Source organism: Nitrosomonas communis, from assembly GCF_024102715.1.
Taxonomy (GTDB): Bacteria; Pseudomonadota; Gammaproteobacteria; order Burkholderiales; family Nitrosomonadaceae; genus Nitrosomonas; species Nitrosomonas communis_B.
Window position 1 is genome coordinate 1 of the sequence record NZ_JAGFJM010000128.1, and the last position, 13,888, is coordinate 13,888.

Genomic DNA, 13,888 nt, shown 5'->3' on the forward strand with positions numbered 1-13,888 from the left:
AGAAAATGCCTTACGGGAGGGGTAAAAATTCTTGAAGTAAGAACTACGGCAAGAACCCGACAAGATTAATATTGTTTTTATTACTATAAATCAAATACTTATCTTGTCATCAATGGCGGAAGCGGTGAGATTCGAACTCACGAACGGTTGCCCGTTGCCGGTTTTCAAGACCGGTGCAATCGACCACTCTGCCACGCTTCCGGTAACTGACTATACAGAGTCAAGGGTAAATGATATCAACTAAAAAATCATTTCCTTCTGTATCATTTGACTTTCGGCCACAGTAGAATTTAAGCCGTTGGGAATGATACCTTTTTAAGGTCAGTTTTACCAGCAGAACCCACAATTTGGGTTAACTATTTCGTTAAAGCTGCAAGCTTTTCGGTTAATCGCTTGATCTCTTCCTCAGCGCGCCGCTGCTGTGTCACGTCATATTGCACACCCAGGTAATAGAGCACATTGCCGTTGGAATCAAATAGCGGTGTAATCACCAAATGGTTATAGAACATTTCACCATTTTTTTTGTAATTCCTGAGCGTGATCTCAATAGGTTTTTTATTCTCAATGGCTTCCTTCAATTGATAGCGCTCTTTCTGGTCACGATCAGTTCCCTGCAAAAACCGACAATTTTTTCCTATGGTTTCTTCTTGCGTATAACCTGTTATGGTCTCAAATGCTTTATTAACATAAACCAGCGGTAAATCCTCCTGATCAGGATCAGCCAGTGTAACGCCATTAACACATGAATCGAGAATTTTGGACAATACTTGTGGAATCAATCCAGGGTCTTTCTCAACGATAAAATCCATTTTTTTCTCCAAAATTTTTTCCAGTGATAAATTAATAATCCATCTGGATAGTTATCAAAAATTATGACTTGCTAACCACAAAGTCAATCAAATCTGCTCGGCCTCAATCAATTTCTTGATGTTTCTGACCGTCCTTTCTGCGCCATCCTGAATAGCTATACGGATAAGCTTCTCAAAAGCTCTCATATGCAACTCAAGGCTAAGTAGTTCGAAAATGAATGTAATTTGAGTAAATGCCGGATCGGCTGATTCCAATACATAATCGCAGCGAAAGGGATTAGACACACCATCAAAACGGATACGCATATGAGGCTCAAAGATAACAATCTTAAAGGTGGATTCCGAGCGATTCCCTTGATCAACCCGTACTTGACGGCATAAAGTTCCCAATCCGAGCGGACCATCGGTCAATTTCTCCAGCTCACGCACTTCTGGTGACCATCTGGGATAGTTAGTAAGCAGGTCAGTGCCGATAAAGTTGAAAACATGTTCATCAGGCTTCCGAATCATGATACTCGCCTTGCCTACAACCGGTTTATCACTAAACAAATTAAACATATTACAGCCTCCTGCATATCGATATTTCAAATCAGATATGTATCTATTCCTGTCAACAACAAATCATATTGTGCCTCTACAATTTCTTTGATGACATAAGCCGCAATACCGGTAACTATATTATTTTCCAGAGCTAGCCAGCCAACCGCATCTGTCGACCCCAGGCTGACTACATATCCTATATCGTGGTGTATATAGGGCTCAAGTATTTTAAGCAGCCCTGAGTGCCGTAAAATATTGCGTGCAGCGAGCTTTCCTTTCCGTACTGCCGACTGTGCTGTCATCGCATTAGAGCCAAAAGACTGGTAAATTGAACAATCACCCGCAACAAAAACATGCGTTAACGGTTCATGATTAACGATGACTTGTCCGAAAGCATTGGCAGTAAACTGTTTCTCTATCTTTTTTCCAGAAAATGATATTGAAAGACTGGAAGGAAGTTCATAGCGTTTGCCGCTATTTTTTTCTTCCAGCAGAATGACGTTGTCCTGTTGTCCCCGGAAATACGTGTCTGGATAAAAATCAATTTCAAGATCAGTCATACGGGATTGCGTATAGTGAGCAAAGCCTTCAGGGAACTGTTTGAGCACTCGATCCCCGCTTTCAATCAGGCGGAGCTTGTTTTCAATTTTGTGACGTTGTAGAAAATACGCGATTTCAAACAGAAACTGTATGCCGGTGGCCCCTCCACCAATGATAGAAATCGGGTCTTTCCTGCCGCTCTCCGCAACCAAATGTTGGCTTAGCAATTCTGAACCAGCCGTTACCATAAAATCGTTCAAGCTGAGGATACAGTCTGTATTACGAATTACATCCCTTGCGGGCGCACCTGATGCAATCAGAAGATAGTCAAACGGCAATGCATGATCAACAAATGTTATACATTTATCGTTCTGCCATTGTTGCAGAGTTGCTTCCTCAAGCGAGAGTTCAGCGCAAACATGACGGCAACCAAAGCGTTGTTCCAGCTGTGGAAAGGGTACCAGCAAATCAGACAAAGGATAACGAAACGTTTCCTGCAAGTGCGTGATCTTGAGGTGGTGCGTTCTCGGATCAACAATCGTGATTTTAGCATCTGGCATGTATCGCTGCAGCGTTGTCAGTGCAGCGATACCGGCATAACCTCCACCTACAATGACAATTTCCAGCGATTTGTGGCCAGGTACATAAAATGGCAGAAAAGCCACAGACTCTCCTTATTTTTTCTATAAAATTTAAATCATCTACCTACATTGTATGATTGATCTCATGCCTAGGTAGCGTAGCATGAATTACTCGCATCATGTCTCTTTCAAGAAGAAATGGCTTTTTCTGGGTATTTTTTCTGCTTGCCAATTTGCTAGCGCCCACTGCCAGAATGAAGTCATATCGCCACCGATCAACTCATGAGGCGGGTTCTGGCCAAGAACATGCAGTGTTGCAACCAGTTGCGGCAATGGATTAGTCAGATCAATAGGTGCGGCCCGAGTCTGCTTACTCAGCTTCTCTCCATGCTCATTTACAACCACAGGCAGGTGCAGATAGGCGGGAATTGCATATCCCAGCAGTTTCTGCAGATAAATCTGACGTGGCGTCGAATGGAGTAAATCTGCGCCCCGTACAATATGAGTAATCCCTTGCCAGGTATCATCCACCACTACTGCCAATTGATAGGTAAAAATACCATCAGCCCGACGCAACACAAAATCGCCGATCTCACTTTCCACACATTGACGAACATTTCCTTGCAAACCATCCATAAATTCAACCAGGCTATTTTCAGTTCTGACTCGCAGCGCAGAATGACGACCGGCATGAGAGATAGGCAGGCCATTACGGCAATTTCCAGGATAAACAGGTCCTTCAATACCTATCAGCGCAGAATCATTAATTTCCCTGCGGGAACAAATACAAGGATAAATCACCCCCAGCTTCCTGAGTTTAGTGAGCACGTTCTGGTAAGTGGCAGAACGCTGACTTTGATAAATTACCTCATCATCCCAGTACATTCCAAATAATTCTAATGCATGCAATATTTTCCGCGATGAATCTGGCACCACGCGCGTTGAATCCAAATCTTCAATCCTGACCAACCATTTACCGTTGTGCGATCTTGCTTCCAGATAACTTGCTACGGCTGTTACCAGCGAACCAAAATGTAAGAGACCTGTCGGTGAAGGTGCAAAACGCCCACAATAAGTTGATAATCGCATTTGATGATGAACCACTAACTCTGAGCTATTGTTTTAGAGTCGGCTTAATGACTATTATTTGCAAAAACCTACTTGATAAAAATGCTCTTAGTCGCTAGAAACTAATCCGCTAACATCTTCCCTGGCGCGCTTAACAAGTATAATTCAAGCTTTATGGCAATGAACTAGCAATTCAATCAAACAATCTATCAATATTTCTTCGAGAAGGTTTACGGTGCATATTCATATCCTCGGTATTTGCGGTACATTCATGGGCGGTCTTGCTGTACTGGCGCGCGCATCTGGTTTTAAAGTCACAGGCTGTGATGCCAACGTTTATCCACCTATGAGTACGCAGCTAGTTTCGCAGGGAATTGAATTGATGGAAGGTTACGCGCCACAGCAGATTCAACTCAAGCCAGATTTGTTTGTAATCGGCAACGCCATTACCCGCGGCAATCCCTTAATGGAAGAAATTCTAAACAGAAATTTGCCTTACACTTCTGGCCCGCAGTGGCTTTCAGAGCATATTCTGAGAAACAAGTGGGTGCTAGCAGTTGCAGGCACTCATGGCAAAACAACGACCAGCTCAATGCTTGCATGGATATTGGAATACGCCGAGCTAGCCCCAGGCTTTCTCATTGGCGGCATACCAGAAAATTTTGGAATCTCCGCGCGCCTAGGCGGAAAAAGCAAACATCAATCAGATTATCAGGAACCCTCATCATTTTTTGTGATCGAGGCTGACGAGTACGATACGGCTTTTTTCGATAAACGCTCCAAGTTCATCCATTATCACCCTAGAACTGCAGTATTGAATAACCTTGAATTTGATCATGCTGATATTTTTACTGATCTAACGGCAATTCAACGGCAATTTCATCATCTTGTGAGAACCATTCCTGGCAATGGACTCATTGTGTCCAATGGTCTTGAGAAAAACTTGCAGCAGGTACTTTCTCAGGGCTGCTGGACACCTGTAGAGAAATTTGGCGTAAATGATGGTTGGCAAACTAGAACGCTCACTGCGCAACACGTGGAAATCGTTTTCCAAGAGCAGTCTCATGGGACACTGCAATGGGATTTATTGGGAGAACATAATCGTATGAATGCGCTAGCTGCAATTGCTGCAGCGCGGCATGCGGGTATTCCGCCCGCTATCGCGATTACAGCATTGTCTCAATTCAAAAATGTCAAACGGCGAATGGAAATACGGGGCGTTATTAACGGCATCACCGTGTACGACGACTTTGCGCATCACCCCACAGCCATCAAAACAACATTAAGCGGCTTGCGTCACAAAGTGGGTAATGCACGGATCATCGCTGTCCTGGAACCACGCTCCAACACAATGAAAATGGGCGTTTGGAAAGATAGTCTGGCTGCAAGTCTTGCTATAGCAGATCAAATTTTTTGTTACGCCAATCACGCAGATTGGGACGTACAAGCAGCATTGAGCACTTTGGGAGAAAAAGTAAGCTCATATAACGAGCTGGTATCGTTGATCGAGGCTATTACTATCACTTGCCGTTCTGGCGATCATATTCTCATCATGAGTAATGGTGGCTTTGAGGGAATCCACGAGAAGCTGATGAAATCTCTGGACAGTCACCATTGACAGATACCATACCAAAATAAACGCTAGCCACAGCAGCGCATTCATTTATCGGGATTTTTGAGCAACTCGCAGCATACGAGGTCTAAGGTGTGACAATTTGTCACATGGTCTAAATTGCTAATTTACGCTAATGTTATTAAGTGAAAAGCGAAATACAGCATAAGTAATCTTGATGTTTAACATTTTCCATCAGTCACCGCTTGGTAAAAACCTGCAACGCCTATTTCTTTTAAGAAGTATCGCTATTGTTGTGGAATGCATTCTGTTCTCTTTGGTATATTCGGTCATTGAACTGGATGTTCCCTGGACTGAAATGACAATCGTAGTTGTCATACTCACCATTTTCAATTTTTTTACCTGGATTCGCCTTCATCATACGTTTCCCGTTTCGAATCCTGAGCTTTTTGCACAATTGCTGGTCGATATTTTTGCTTTGACCGCTTTGCTTTATTTCAGTGGCGGCTCAACGAATCCTTTCATTTCGCTTTACCTGCTGCCTCTTACCATTGCGGCAGCAATCCTGCCATGGCGTTACACCTGGGCAATTGCAGGCATCACAATCACCTGTTACACCATACTTCTGTTCGAATATATCCCGTTGCCGCATGACCACTCCGATGATCATAGCACTCATGCTATGGAGTTTAATTTGCATGTGTCGGGTATGTGGCTCACTTTCGTATTAAGTACCGTCTTGATTGCCTGGTTTGTGGTCAAAATGAGCGTTTCCATTCGCGAGCGTGATAACGATCTCGCTCAGGCGCGAGAACAAGCATTACGCAACGAACAAATCATCGCACTGGGTACGCTGGCTGCAGGAGCTGCCCATGAATTGGGCACCCCCCTCTCAACCATGGCGGTTATTGCTGGTGAACTGCAACAAGAATACCCGAAGAACGAAGAATTCCAAAATAATATCAGCATCTTGCGTAGTCAAATCGCTCACTGCAAGCAAACCCTGACGCAATTACTCGCTAATGCAGGGCAAGCCCGGACAGAAGATGGCAACAGCCAGTCGGTCGATTATTTTCTAACGCAAGTACTCGATAAATGGCAGCTCATTCGTCCTTCGACCAAATTCAGTTATCAATGGCATGGTGTACAGCCTGCTCCCCTTATCATGAATACACAATTACTGAGTCAATCCATTCTAAATTTATTGAACAATGCTGCGGATGCCTCTATCGATCAAGTCAGAATCAAAAGTCATTGGGATCAACATACTTTGGATCTGGAAATTCATGATGACGGTAAAGGCCTGACTGGAGAAGCCGCCCAACGCGCAGGAGAAGCCTTTTTTACTACCAAAGCACCAGGTCAAGGGTTTGGCATCGGCTTATTTCTCGCAAATGCAAATATTGAACGCTTTGGTGGAAATGTCCGTTTGTTTAATCATCCAGAGGGGGGGGCCTGTATCCATGTTACGCTTCCTTTGATTTCCCCAAACTATCTAACCACACCTCCACTTGTTCAGAAAAAAGATGAATCTCATGAATGAACCCCCCGAGCATCCAAGCTTGCTCATAGTCGATGATGATACTGTTTTCTGCGATGTGCTTTCTAAAGCAATGAGCAAACGAGGGTTTGATGTCAGCTACGCACACACCATCACATCTGCCCTGGAAAAGATTGAATCGGTCATGCCTGAATATGCGATCATTGATCTCAAATTATCAGATGAATCTGGTTTAATACTCGTTGATAAAATCAAGCGACTGGATCCTGGAACTCGTATCGTCATGCTAACTGGTTATGCCAGCATTGCCACAGCAGTCGAAGCGATTAAGCTTGGCGCAACGCATTATCTCGCCAAACCAGTAGATGTTAATGATATTATGGCAGCTTTTGAGCGTACCACAGGTGATACCGAGGTACCGATCAGTGCGCATCCGTTAACAGTTGGGCGATTGGAATGGGAATATATTCATCGCATCTTAGCTGAAAATAATAATAATATTTCAGTTACTGCAAGAATTCTTAACATGCACCGCAGGACACTCCAACGCAAGCTCGCCAAGAAACCAATTTAGCGGGCGGGTTGTGTTATTCAAAACTAGAAAATCTTGCGGTTACCCGAATATCTGCCCCAATCATACGAAGATCAATTAATTGAAGTTGCCGCTTATGGGATAAGCTAGTCAATATCGGTAAATTCAACATTCCTTGCGCTTTGTCACCAAGTACATAGGGCGCAAGATAGACGACCAACTCATCAGCCAATCCATCTTGCACCATTGCACCACTCAAAGTACTCCCTGCCTCCACTAGCACCTCATTGATCTCGAACTCTGCTAACTTAGCCATCATTTGGGCCAGATCGACTTTGCCGCCAGCGCCTGGCATGATAAATACTTGCACTCCCTTATCTTCCAGTAACTTTATCCGGCTCTCATCTGGTTGAGCCGTAAAAATCAATACTTTCTCACCATGCAGCAGCTTTGCTTTGGTTGATATTTCAAGCCGGCTATCAATTACGATACGCAATGGTTGCCGAGAGGTCTTGACATGGCGGACCGTCAACTGTGGATCATCTCTCTTTAGCGTGCCACTGCCCGTTAAAATTGCACAAGAAATTGCACGTAATCGATGTCCATCCAAACGGGCTGCTTCGCTGGTTATCCATTGACTTTCACCATTTCTCAATGCAGTCTTTCCATCCAGGCTTGCAGCTATTTTTAATCTCACCCATGGTCTCTGGCGAATCATGCGAGAAATAAAGCCAATATTAAGAGCTCTTGCTTGGGCCTCCAATAAACCGGATTGCACCACAATGCCCGCCTGTCTTAGCATTGCCATCCCCTCTCCCGCTACCAAAGGATTAGGATCCAGCATTGCTATAATGACTCTAGCCACACGTGCATTGATTAGCGCCTGTGCACAAGGAGGTGTGCGTCCATAGTGACTGCACGGCTCCAATGTCACATAAACGGTAGCATTTTTTGTTTCCTCATTCGCCGAATTAAGCGCATTGATTTCAGCATGCGGCTGGCCGGCACGTTCATGCCATCCACTGGCTATTACTCGATCATCTTTAACAATGACACACCCAACCCGGGGATTTGGACTGGTGGTATATAAACCCTTTTCCGCAAGCTTTAATGCTTGCGACATAAAAGTATAATCAGCTAATGAAAAAAGTGGGAAATCTTTGAGCACGGACAGGCCCTGAATATATATACTGCCTTAATCTAGCAATTCCGATCCTGTTGAAAAAGCCAATCTTGAATTGGTTGAGATAAGCTTATTGTAGATCCTGAACTTCCTTGATTACCTCTTGAAAGTCACCGACATCCTGAAAACTCTTGTATACAGAAGCAAAGCGTATATATGCTACTTTATCTAGTTTATAAAGCTCCTGCATCACTAATTCACCAATACTGCGTGAAGATATTTCCCTCACACCCAAATTCAGCAACTTCTGAACAATACGATCAATAGCTGCATCCACATATTCAGTTGGAACTGGGCGCTTATGCAGCGCACGCAAGAAACCAGTGAGAAGTTTATTTCGATTAAATTCTACGCGATTACCATTTCGCTTAACTACTTGCGGCAAACGTAGCTCTACTGTTTCATAGGTAGTAAAACGTTTGCCACAAGACATACAATGTCGCCGCCGACGAACACGATCTCCTTCTTCGCTGACGCGAGAATTAATTACACTGGTATCTTCAGCGTTACAGAAAGGACATCTCATTATTTAACATCGGTTAAGCTAAGCTTTTTACTATCTCACTACAATCCATACATATCATCAGACTTCAACTCACTAGAGATCCTTATCCGCACAGGAATGTTAGTTTCCATATACTGGATATTTTGTACACAACATCTTTGCTTCTTGCGCAACATGAGTCAGAACCGTCGAATCACTTGGGGAATCCAGCACATCTGCAATCAAATTTGCCAGTTGCTCAGATTCAATTTCTTTGAAACCACGCGTCGTTACTGCTGGCGTACCAATTCGTATGCCGCTCGTTACAAAGGGCTTTTGCGGATCATTAGGAATAGCATTCTTGTTAACAGTGATATGAGCGGCTTCCAGGGCTTCTTCTGCTTCCTTGCCTGTCAAATTTTTGGCACGAAGATCCACCAAGAACATATGACAATCAGTGTGCCCAGAAACAATACGCAAGCCACGATTTTGCAACACTTTTGCCATGACTCGCGCATTCTCGATAACTTGCTGCTGATAGTCTCTGAATTCCTTACTCGCTGCTTCTTTAAAAGCGACTGCCTTAGCCGCTATGACATGCATGAGTGGGCCACCCTGAATTTGAGGAAAAACTGCCGAATTAAGCGTTTTCTCAAACTCCTGCCTGGCCATAATAACGCCACCTCGAGGACCGCGCAGTGTTTTATGGGTAGTACTGGTAACAAAATCAGCAATCCCCACTGGATTAGGATAGAAGCCAGCAGCGATCAATCCTGCATAATGTGCCATATCCACAAATAAATAAGCACCAACCTCATCAGCTATTTTACGAAAATGTTTCCAATTAATTACTCTTGCATATGAAGAAGCCCCAGCAACAATCATCTTCGGTCGATGTTCATGCGCCAACCGCTCCACTTCTTGGTAGTCAATTTCTTCAGTCTCGGGATCAAGGCCATAAGCCACAGAATTGAAAATTTTACCGCTTAGATTAACTGAAGCACCGTGAGTGAGATGCCCACCATGTGCAAGTGACATCCCTAGAAGAGTATCACCAGGTTTTAATGCAGACAAATATACTGCTGCATTAGCCTGGGAACCAGAATGTGGCTGCACATTGACATATTCAGCATTAAATAATGCTTTTAAACGATCAATAGCAAGTTGTTCTACTTTATCGACATACTTGCAACCGCCATAATAACGTTTGCCGGGATAGCCTTCTGCATATTTATTAGTAAGAACTGATCCTTGTGCTTGAAGCACTGCGGGGCTCGCATAATTCTCAGAAGCAATCAATTCAATATGATCTTCCTGTCGCTGCATCTCACCTTTAATTGCTTGCCACAAATCTGGATCGACGCTTTCTATCGTTTTTTTATAGGAAAACATGACAGCATTTACTCTTTGAAAAATTTAGATATTTAAAATAATGCATTCTACCATTTAGAATGGTAGCAGCATATAAGGTGATGTCGTATACAGTTAATGAGTATCAATTATGGATAATAGTAATAACATCATACTCATCAACTGGAATTGACCAGCAAAGAAGGTTCCGATGCCTTGAGAACACCGGCAGAGTAGTCAAGCAGGTGCCTTCCAAGACAACTAATAATTTATATGAAAATCACAGCGTAACCACTATGACAGCAAATGAGATTCTCTCTCTTTATCTCTGCACTAGTGACTGCTTTTAACGCCTTTGACGACCCTTGCATTCAAACAACGTTGCTCACAACATCTTCGAAATGAAGCATTACCTTTCCATCATGATTAATATCTACCGTCACTTTACCTCCATTACTGAGTCGCCCAAAAAGTAATTCATCTGCTAAGGCACTGCGAATCATATCCTGAATGAGGCGTGCCATGGGGCGCGCACCCATGAGTGGATCAAAACCATGTTCAGCCAAATAGTTACGTAAATTTTCAGTAAAGACAGCTTCTACCTTTTTCTCCTGCAGCTGCGCCTCGAGCTGCATCAAAAACTTATCCGTGACACGCAAAATGATCTCTTTGCTCAATGGTGCGAAAGAAATGATGGCATCTAACCGGTTACGAAATTCAGGAGTGAACATGCGTTTTATTTCAGTCATTTCATCGCCTGCCCTGGCAGATTTGGCAAATCCAATAGTAGATTTGGCTAATGACTCCGCTCCTGCATTCGTCGTCATAATGATAATCACGTTACGGAAATCTGCCTTACGCCCGTTATTATCTGTTAATGTACCGTGGTCCATTACTTGCAATAGAATATTGTATATATCGGCATGCGCTTTCTCTATTTCATCAAGCAATAAAACTGAATGAGGTTGCTTGATAATCGTTTCAGTCAGCAATCCGCCCTGCTCAAAGCCAACATACCCAGGAGGGGCCCCAATCAGCCGCGAAACGGCATGGCGCTCCATATACTCAGACATATCAAAACGATGCAGCGGCACGCCCATCGTATAGGCAAGTTGACGCGCCACTTCGGTTTTCCCTACCCCGGTTGGGCCAGAAAAAAGAAAAGAGCCAATGGGTTTTTGCGGATTTCCCAAACCACTTCTAGACATCTTGATAGCCGCTGCGAGTGCATCAATAGCCGCATCTTGCCCGAAAACAATAGATTTCAAATCACGATCGAGCGTTTTCAGTTTATTACGATCATCACTCGAAACGCTTTGTGAAGGCACACGGGCAATCTTGGCGATAATTTCTTCGATCTCATGCCGACCAATAACTCTACGCTGCTTTGATTTTGGCAAAATACGCTGCGCCGCCCCAGCTTCGTCAATGACATCAATTGCTTTGTCAGGCAGGTGCCGATCACTAATAAAGCGAGCGGATAATTCTGCGGCAGCAGTGAGTGCCACGGTAGTATATTTAACATTATGATGCTTCTCATAACGAGATTTCAGGCCTCGCAGAATAGCTATTGTCTCCTCAATACTCGGCTCAGAAACTTCAATTTTCTGGAAGCGCCGGGATAGTGCATGGTCTTTCTCGAAAATTCCTCTATATTCATTATAGGTAGTAGCACCAATACACTTTAGGCGGCCAGCGCTCAACATGGGTTTTAGTAAATTAGAAGCATCCAACGTACCGCCCGATGCAGCCCCTGCACCGATCAAAGTATGAATTTCATCTATGAATAGAATAGCCTTTGGATTATCAACTAACTGTTTTAATACAGCTTTGAAACGCTGCTCAAAATCACCACGATACTTTGTGCCTGCTAGCAATGCTCCCATATCTAGCGCATAAACCTGATGATTTGCCAGCACTTCCGGCACATCGCCTTCAGTAATCCTTCTGGCTAACCCCTCTGCAATGGCTGTTTTACCAACACCAGCCTCACCCACCAGCAATGGATTGTTTTTTCTGCGACGACATAAAGTCTGGATAACCCGCTCTACTTCCTTCTCGCGCCCAATAAGAGGATCAATCCGATTTGCCATTGCTAAATTATTTAGATTAATGGTGTAGCTCTCAAGGGTATTAGTCGCGTTTTGTTGCTGCTCACTGTCATTTTCATCTTCAATCTTATTATGCTCATTATTCTGCGATACTTTACAAATCTTATGTGAAATGTAATTTACTACATCCAATCGTGTTACACCCTTCTGCTGCAGAAAATAAACCGCATGAGAATCTTTTTCACCAAAAATTGCTACCAAAACATTGGCTCCGGTGACTTCTTTTTTTCCGGAAGATTGAACATGTAATATTGCGCGCTGAATCACACGTTGAAAACCGAGCGTCGGTTGAGTGTCTACCTCTCCATGACCACTTACAATAGGGGTATGGCGATTGATATGATCCTGAAGCAAGACTCGTAACTCCTCAATATCAATCGCACAAGCAATTAATACTTCTGCTGCGCTAGGATTATCAAGCAAGGCGAGTAATAGATGTTCTACAGTGATGAATTCGTGACGCTTCTAGCGTGACTCCACAAATGCCATATGTAAACTTACTTCTAATTCTTGTGCGATCATGTCAGTTTTTCTCCATAACACACATTAATGGGTGCTGATTTTGTCTAGAAAATTCATTTACCTGCTGGACTTTAGTCATTGCTATATCACTTGGATAAATACCACAAATACCTACTCCTTCCGTATGAATTTTTAGCATAATCTGAGTTGCCTTTTCTTGATTCATAAAAAAGAAGGTTTGCAGCACTACCACGACAAAATCCATGGGAGTGAAGTCATCATTTAATAACATAACTTTGTACAAGGGAGGTATCTTAATTTTATTTTTATTTTCCTCCAGCACTCCATTCTCACGATTCTTTGTTACCATGACCCACCTAATTAATTTAAAAAGAAAAGCGCGAGCAATAAAATAAACAATTTCTTTTTATCATATTTGACGATTCCTACAAAATTTTCAAGCGCCTTAAAACATATCATCCCATTTTACAAAAAATGCTATCTTAAAATTTACACGACAGCTTGACTTGAGCCAAAAATTTGCGTAAAACAGCAACTGGCGTTTGGCTTCAAGTTCTCTGCAGTACTGGTTAGAGCCGTTTGCGGTCTTGAAATTCAAATAGTATTAGGGTTTCCGGCCCAGTTTTTTTAATAGGAAGTAAAAATGGCAACAGGTACAGTAAAATGGTTCAATGATTCCAAAGGGTTTGGTTTTATTACACCTGATGATGGTAGCGAAGATTTGTTTGCACATTTCTCAGCAATCAATATGACAGGCTTTAAAACTCTTAAGGAAGGCCAGAAAGTGAGCTTCGAAGTTACACAAGGGCCCAAAGGCAAGCAAGCATCCAACATTCAGTCTGCCTAGAACACTGCAATACTACTACTAATACAAGATGGTTTTGTGAGAAGTGATTAACAATATAAAACTTGTTATTCACTTTAAGTAGGCTATCAAATACTCATCGCCAGCTTTTAGCTGGCGATAATCGTAAAATACTTAAATAAAATGTATTTGTTTCGCGTTACTAGATAGTGTCGTCACGAGACTTTGAGCCATAGTGCGAGACAACGAATCTGGACGATGGCGATGAATGAAGAGAGGTTCTTGGCATAGCGGGTGGCAATACCACGCCATTGTTTGAGCGCAAGAA

12 protein-coding genes, 1 tRNA gene and 2 pseudogenes are annotated in these 13,888 nt (G+C 43.1%); 4 read left to right on the top strand and 11 right to left on the bottom strand.

Annotation, left to right across the window (positions count from 1 at the left end):
- Positions 1 to 113: 113 nt before the first annotated feature.
- The 5 genes from J5I83_RS12540 to gluQRS form a co-directional block, all read right to left on the bottom strand.
- Positions 114 to 201 (bottom strand) — tRNA-Ser (locus tag J5I83_RS12540).
- Positions 202 to 356: 155 nt separating this feature from the next.
- Positions 357 to 809: a PAS domain-containing protein gene (locus J5I83_RS12545; RefSeq protein WP_304056596.1), complete on the bottom strand. Its 453-nt coding sequence runs from the start codon at positions 807 to 809 to the stop codon at positions 357 to 359.
- Positions 810 to 896: 87 nt separating this feature from the next.
- Positions 897 to 1,367 (bottom strand): SRPBCC family protein, encoded by a 471-nt coding sequence (locus J5I83_RS12550; RefSeq protein ID WP_304056598.1) that lies wholly within the window; start codon positions 1,365 to 1,367, stop codon positions 897 to 899.
- Between the two features lie 26 nt (positions 1,368 to 1,393).
- On the bottom strand, positions 1,394 to 2,554 hold the full coding sequence (locus J5I83_RS12555; RefSeq protein WP_304056601.1) for an NAD(P)/FAD-dependent oxidoreductase: 1,161 nt from the start codon (positions 2,552 to 2,554) through the stop codon (positions 1,394 to 1,396).
- A 93-nt stretch (positions 2,555 to 2,647) separates the two neighbouring features.
- Entirely contained in the window at positions 2,648 to 3,559 is a 912-nt protein-coding gene (gluQRS, locus tag J5I83_RS12560) for a tRNA glutamyl-Q(34) synthetase GluQRS (protein WP_304056605.1), read from the bottom strand.
- Positions 3,560 to 3,773: 214 nt separating this feature from the next.
- Here gluQRS and mpl point away from each other — a divergent pair, with 214 nt between their 5' ends.
- The 3 genes from mpl (at position 3,774) to J5I83_RS12575 (ending at position 7,186) form a co-directional block, all read left to right on the top strand.
- Complete coding sequence (gene mpl, locus J5I83_RS12565) at positions 3,774 to 5,156, top strand: UDP-N-acetylmuramate:L-alanyl-gamma-D-glutamyl-meso-diaminopimelate ligase (protein WP_304056607.1); 1,383 nt, start codon at positions 3,774 to 3,776, stop codon at positions 5,154 to 5,156.
- A 172-nt stretch (positions 5,157 to 5,328) separates the two neighbouring features.
- Complete coding sequence (locus J5I83_RS12570; RefSeq protein WP_304056609.1) at positions 5,329 to 6,654, top strand: ATP-binding protein; 1,326 nt, start codon at positions 5,329 to 5,331, stop codon at positions 6,652 to 6,654.
- Positions 6,647 to 7,186 carry a response regulator transcription factor gene (locus J5I83_RS12575; RefSeq protein ID WP_304056612.1) on the top strand — a complete coding sequence of 180 codons (540 nt, stop codon included), beginning with the start codon at positions 6,647 to 6,649 and terminating at the stop codon, positions 7,184 to 7,186. The genes J5I83_RS12570 and J5I83_RS12575 overlap by 8 nt, the downstream gene beginning before the upstream one ends.
- Positions 7,187 to 7,199: 13 nt before the next feature.
- Here the strand turns inward: J5I83_RS12575 and ribD are convergent, their stop codons facing one another.
- The 5 genes and pseudogenes from ribD to clpS form a co-directional block, all read right to left on the bottom strand.
- Entirely contained in the window at positions 7,200 to 8,312 is a 1,113-nt protein-coding gene (gene ribD, locus J5I83_RS12580) for a bifunctional diaminohydroxyphosphoribosylaminopyrimidine deaminase/5-amino-6-(5-phosphoribosylamino)uracil reductase RibD (protein ID WP_304056614.1), read from the bottom strand.
- 85 nt (positions 8,313 to 8,397) lie between these two features.
- Positions 8,398 to 8,853 carry a transcriptional regulator NrdR gene (gene nrdR, locus J5I83_RS12585; protein ID WP_304056617.1) on the bottom strand — a complete coding sequence of 152 codons (456 nt, stop codon included), beginning with the start codon at positions 8,851 to 8,853 and terminating at the stop codon, positions 8,398 to 8,400.
- Between the two features lie 99 nt (positions 8,854 to 8,952).
- Positions 8,953 to 10,203: a serine hydroxymethyltransferase gene (gene glyA, locus J5I83_RS12590; protein WP_304056619.1), complete on the bottom strand. Its 1,251-nt coding sequence runs from the start codon at positions 10,201 to 10,203 to the stop codon at positions 8,953 to 8,955.
- Between the two features lie 329 nt (positions 10,204 to 10,532).
- Positions 10,533 to 12,794: pseudogene (gene clpA, locus J5I83_RS12595) on the bottom strand (ATP-dependent Clp protease ATP-binding subunit ClpA).
- Between the two features lies 1 nt (position 12,795).
- On the bottom strand, positions 12,796 to 13,104 hold the full coding sequence (gene clpS / locus J5I83_RS12600) for an ATP-dependent Clp protease adapter ClpS (protein ID WP_304056621.1): 309 nt from the start codon (positions 13,102 to 13,104) through the stop codon (positions 12,796 to 12,798).
- 294 nt (positions 13,105 to 13,398) lie between these two features.
- Here clpS and J5I83_RS12605 point away from each other — a divergent pair, with 294 nt between their 5' ends.
- On the top strand, positions 13,399 to 13,602 hold the full coding sequence (locus tag J5I83_RS12605; protein ID WP_011112285.1) for a cold-shock protein: 204 nt from the start codon (positions 13,399 to 13,401) through the stop codon (positions 13,600 to 13,602).
- 173 nt (positions 13,603 to 13,775) lie between these two features.
- Here the strand turns inward: J5I83_RS12605 and J5I83_RS12610 are convergent.
- Positions 13,776 to 13,888, bottom strand: a pseudogene (locus J5I83_RS12610) (IS5/IS1182 family transposase); the annotation flags it as partial.

What these genes read in the sequence shown, in the direction of transcription:
- J5I83_RS12545 (WP_304056596.1), bottom strand. Translation starts at nt 809, where the DNA reads ATGGATTTTATCGTTGAGAAAGACCCTGGATTGATTCCACAAGTATTG.
- J5I83_RS12550 (WP_304056598.1), bottom strand. Translation starts at nt 1,367, where the DNA reads ATGTTTAATTTGTTTAGTGATAAACCGGTTGTAGGCAAGGCGAGTATC.
- gluQRS (WP_304056605.1), bottom strand. Translation starts at nt 3,559, where the DNA reads ATGCGATTATCAACTTATTGTGGGCGTTTTGCACCTTCACCGACAGGT.
- J5I83_RS12570 (WP_304056609.1), top strand. Translation starts at nt 5,329, where the DNA reads ATGTTTAACATTTTCCATCAGTCACCGCTTGGTAAAAACCTGCAACGC.
- J5I83_RS12575 (WP_304056612.1), top strand. Translation starts at nt 6,647, where the DNA reads ATGAATGAACCCCCCGAGCATCCAAGCTTGCTCATAGTCGATGATGAT.
- nrdR (WP_304056617.1), bottom strand. Translation starts at nt 8,853, where the DNA reads ATGAGATGTCCTTTCTGTAACGCTGAAGATACCAGTGTAATTAATTCT.
- glyA (WP_304056619.1), bottom strand. Translation starts at nt 10,203, where the DNA reads ATGTTTTCCTATAAAAAAACGATAGAAAGCGTCGATCCAGATTTGTGG.
- clpS (WP_304056621.1), bottom strand. Translation starts at nt 13,104, where the DNA reads ATGGTAACAAAGAATCGTGAGAATGGAGTGCTGGAGGAAAATAAAAAT.
- J5I83_RS12605 (WP_011112285.1), top strand. Translation starts at nt 13,399, where the DNA reads ATGGCAACAGGTACAGTAAAATGGTTCAATGATTCCAAAGGGTTTGGT.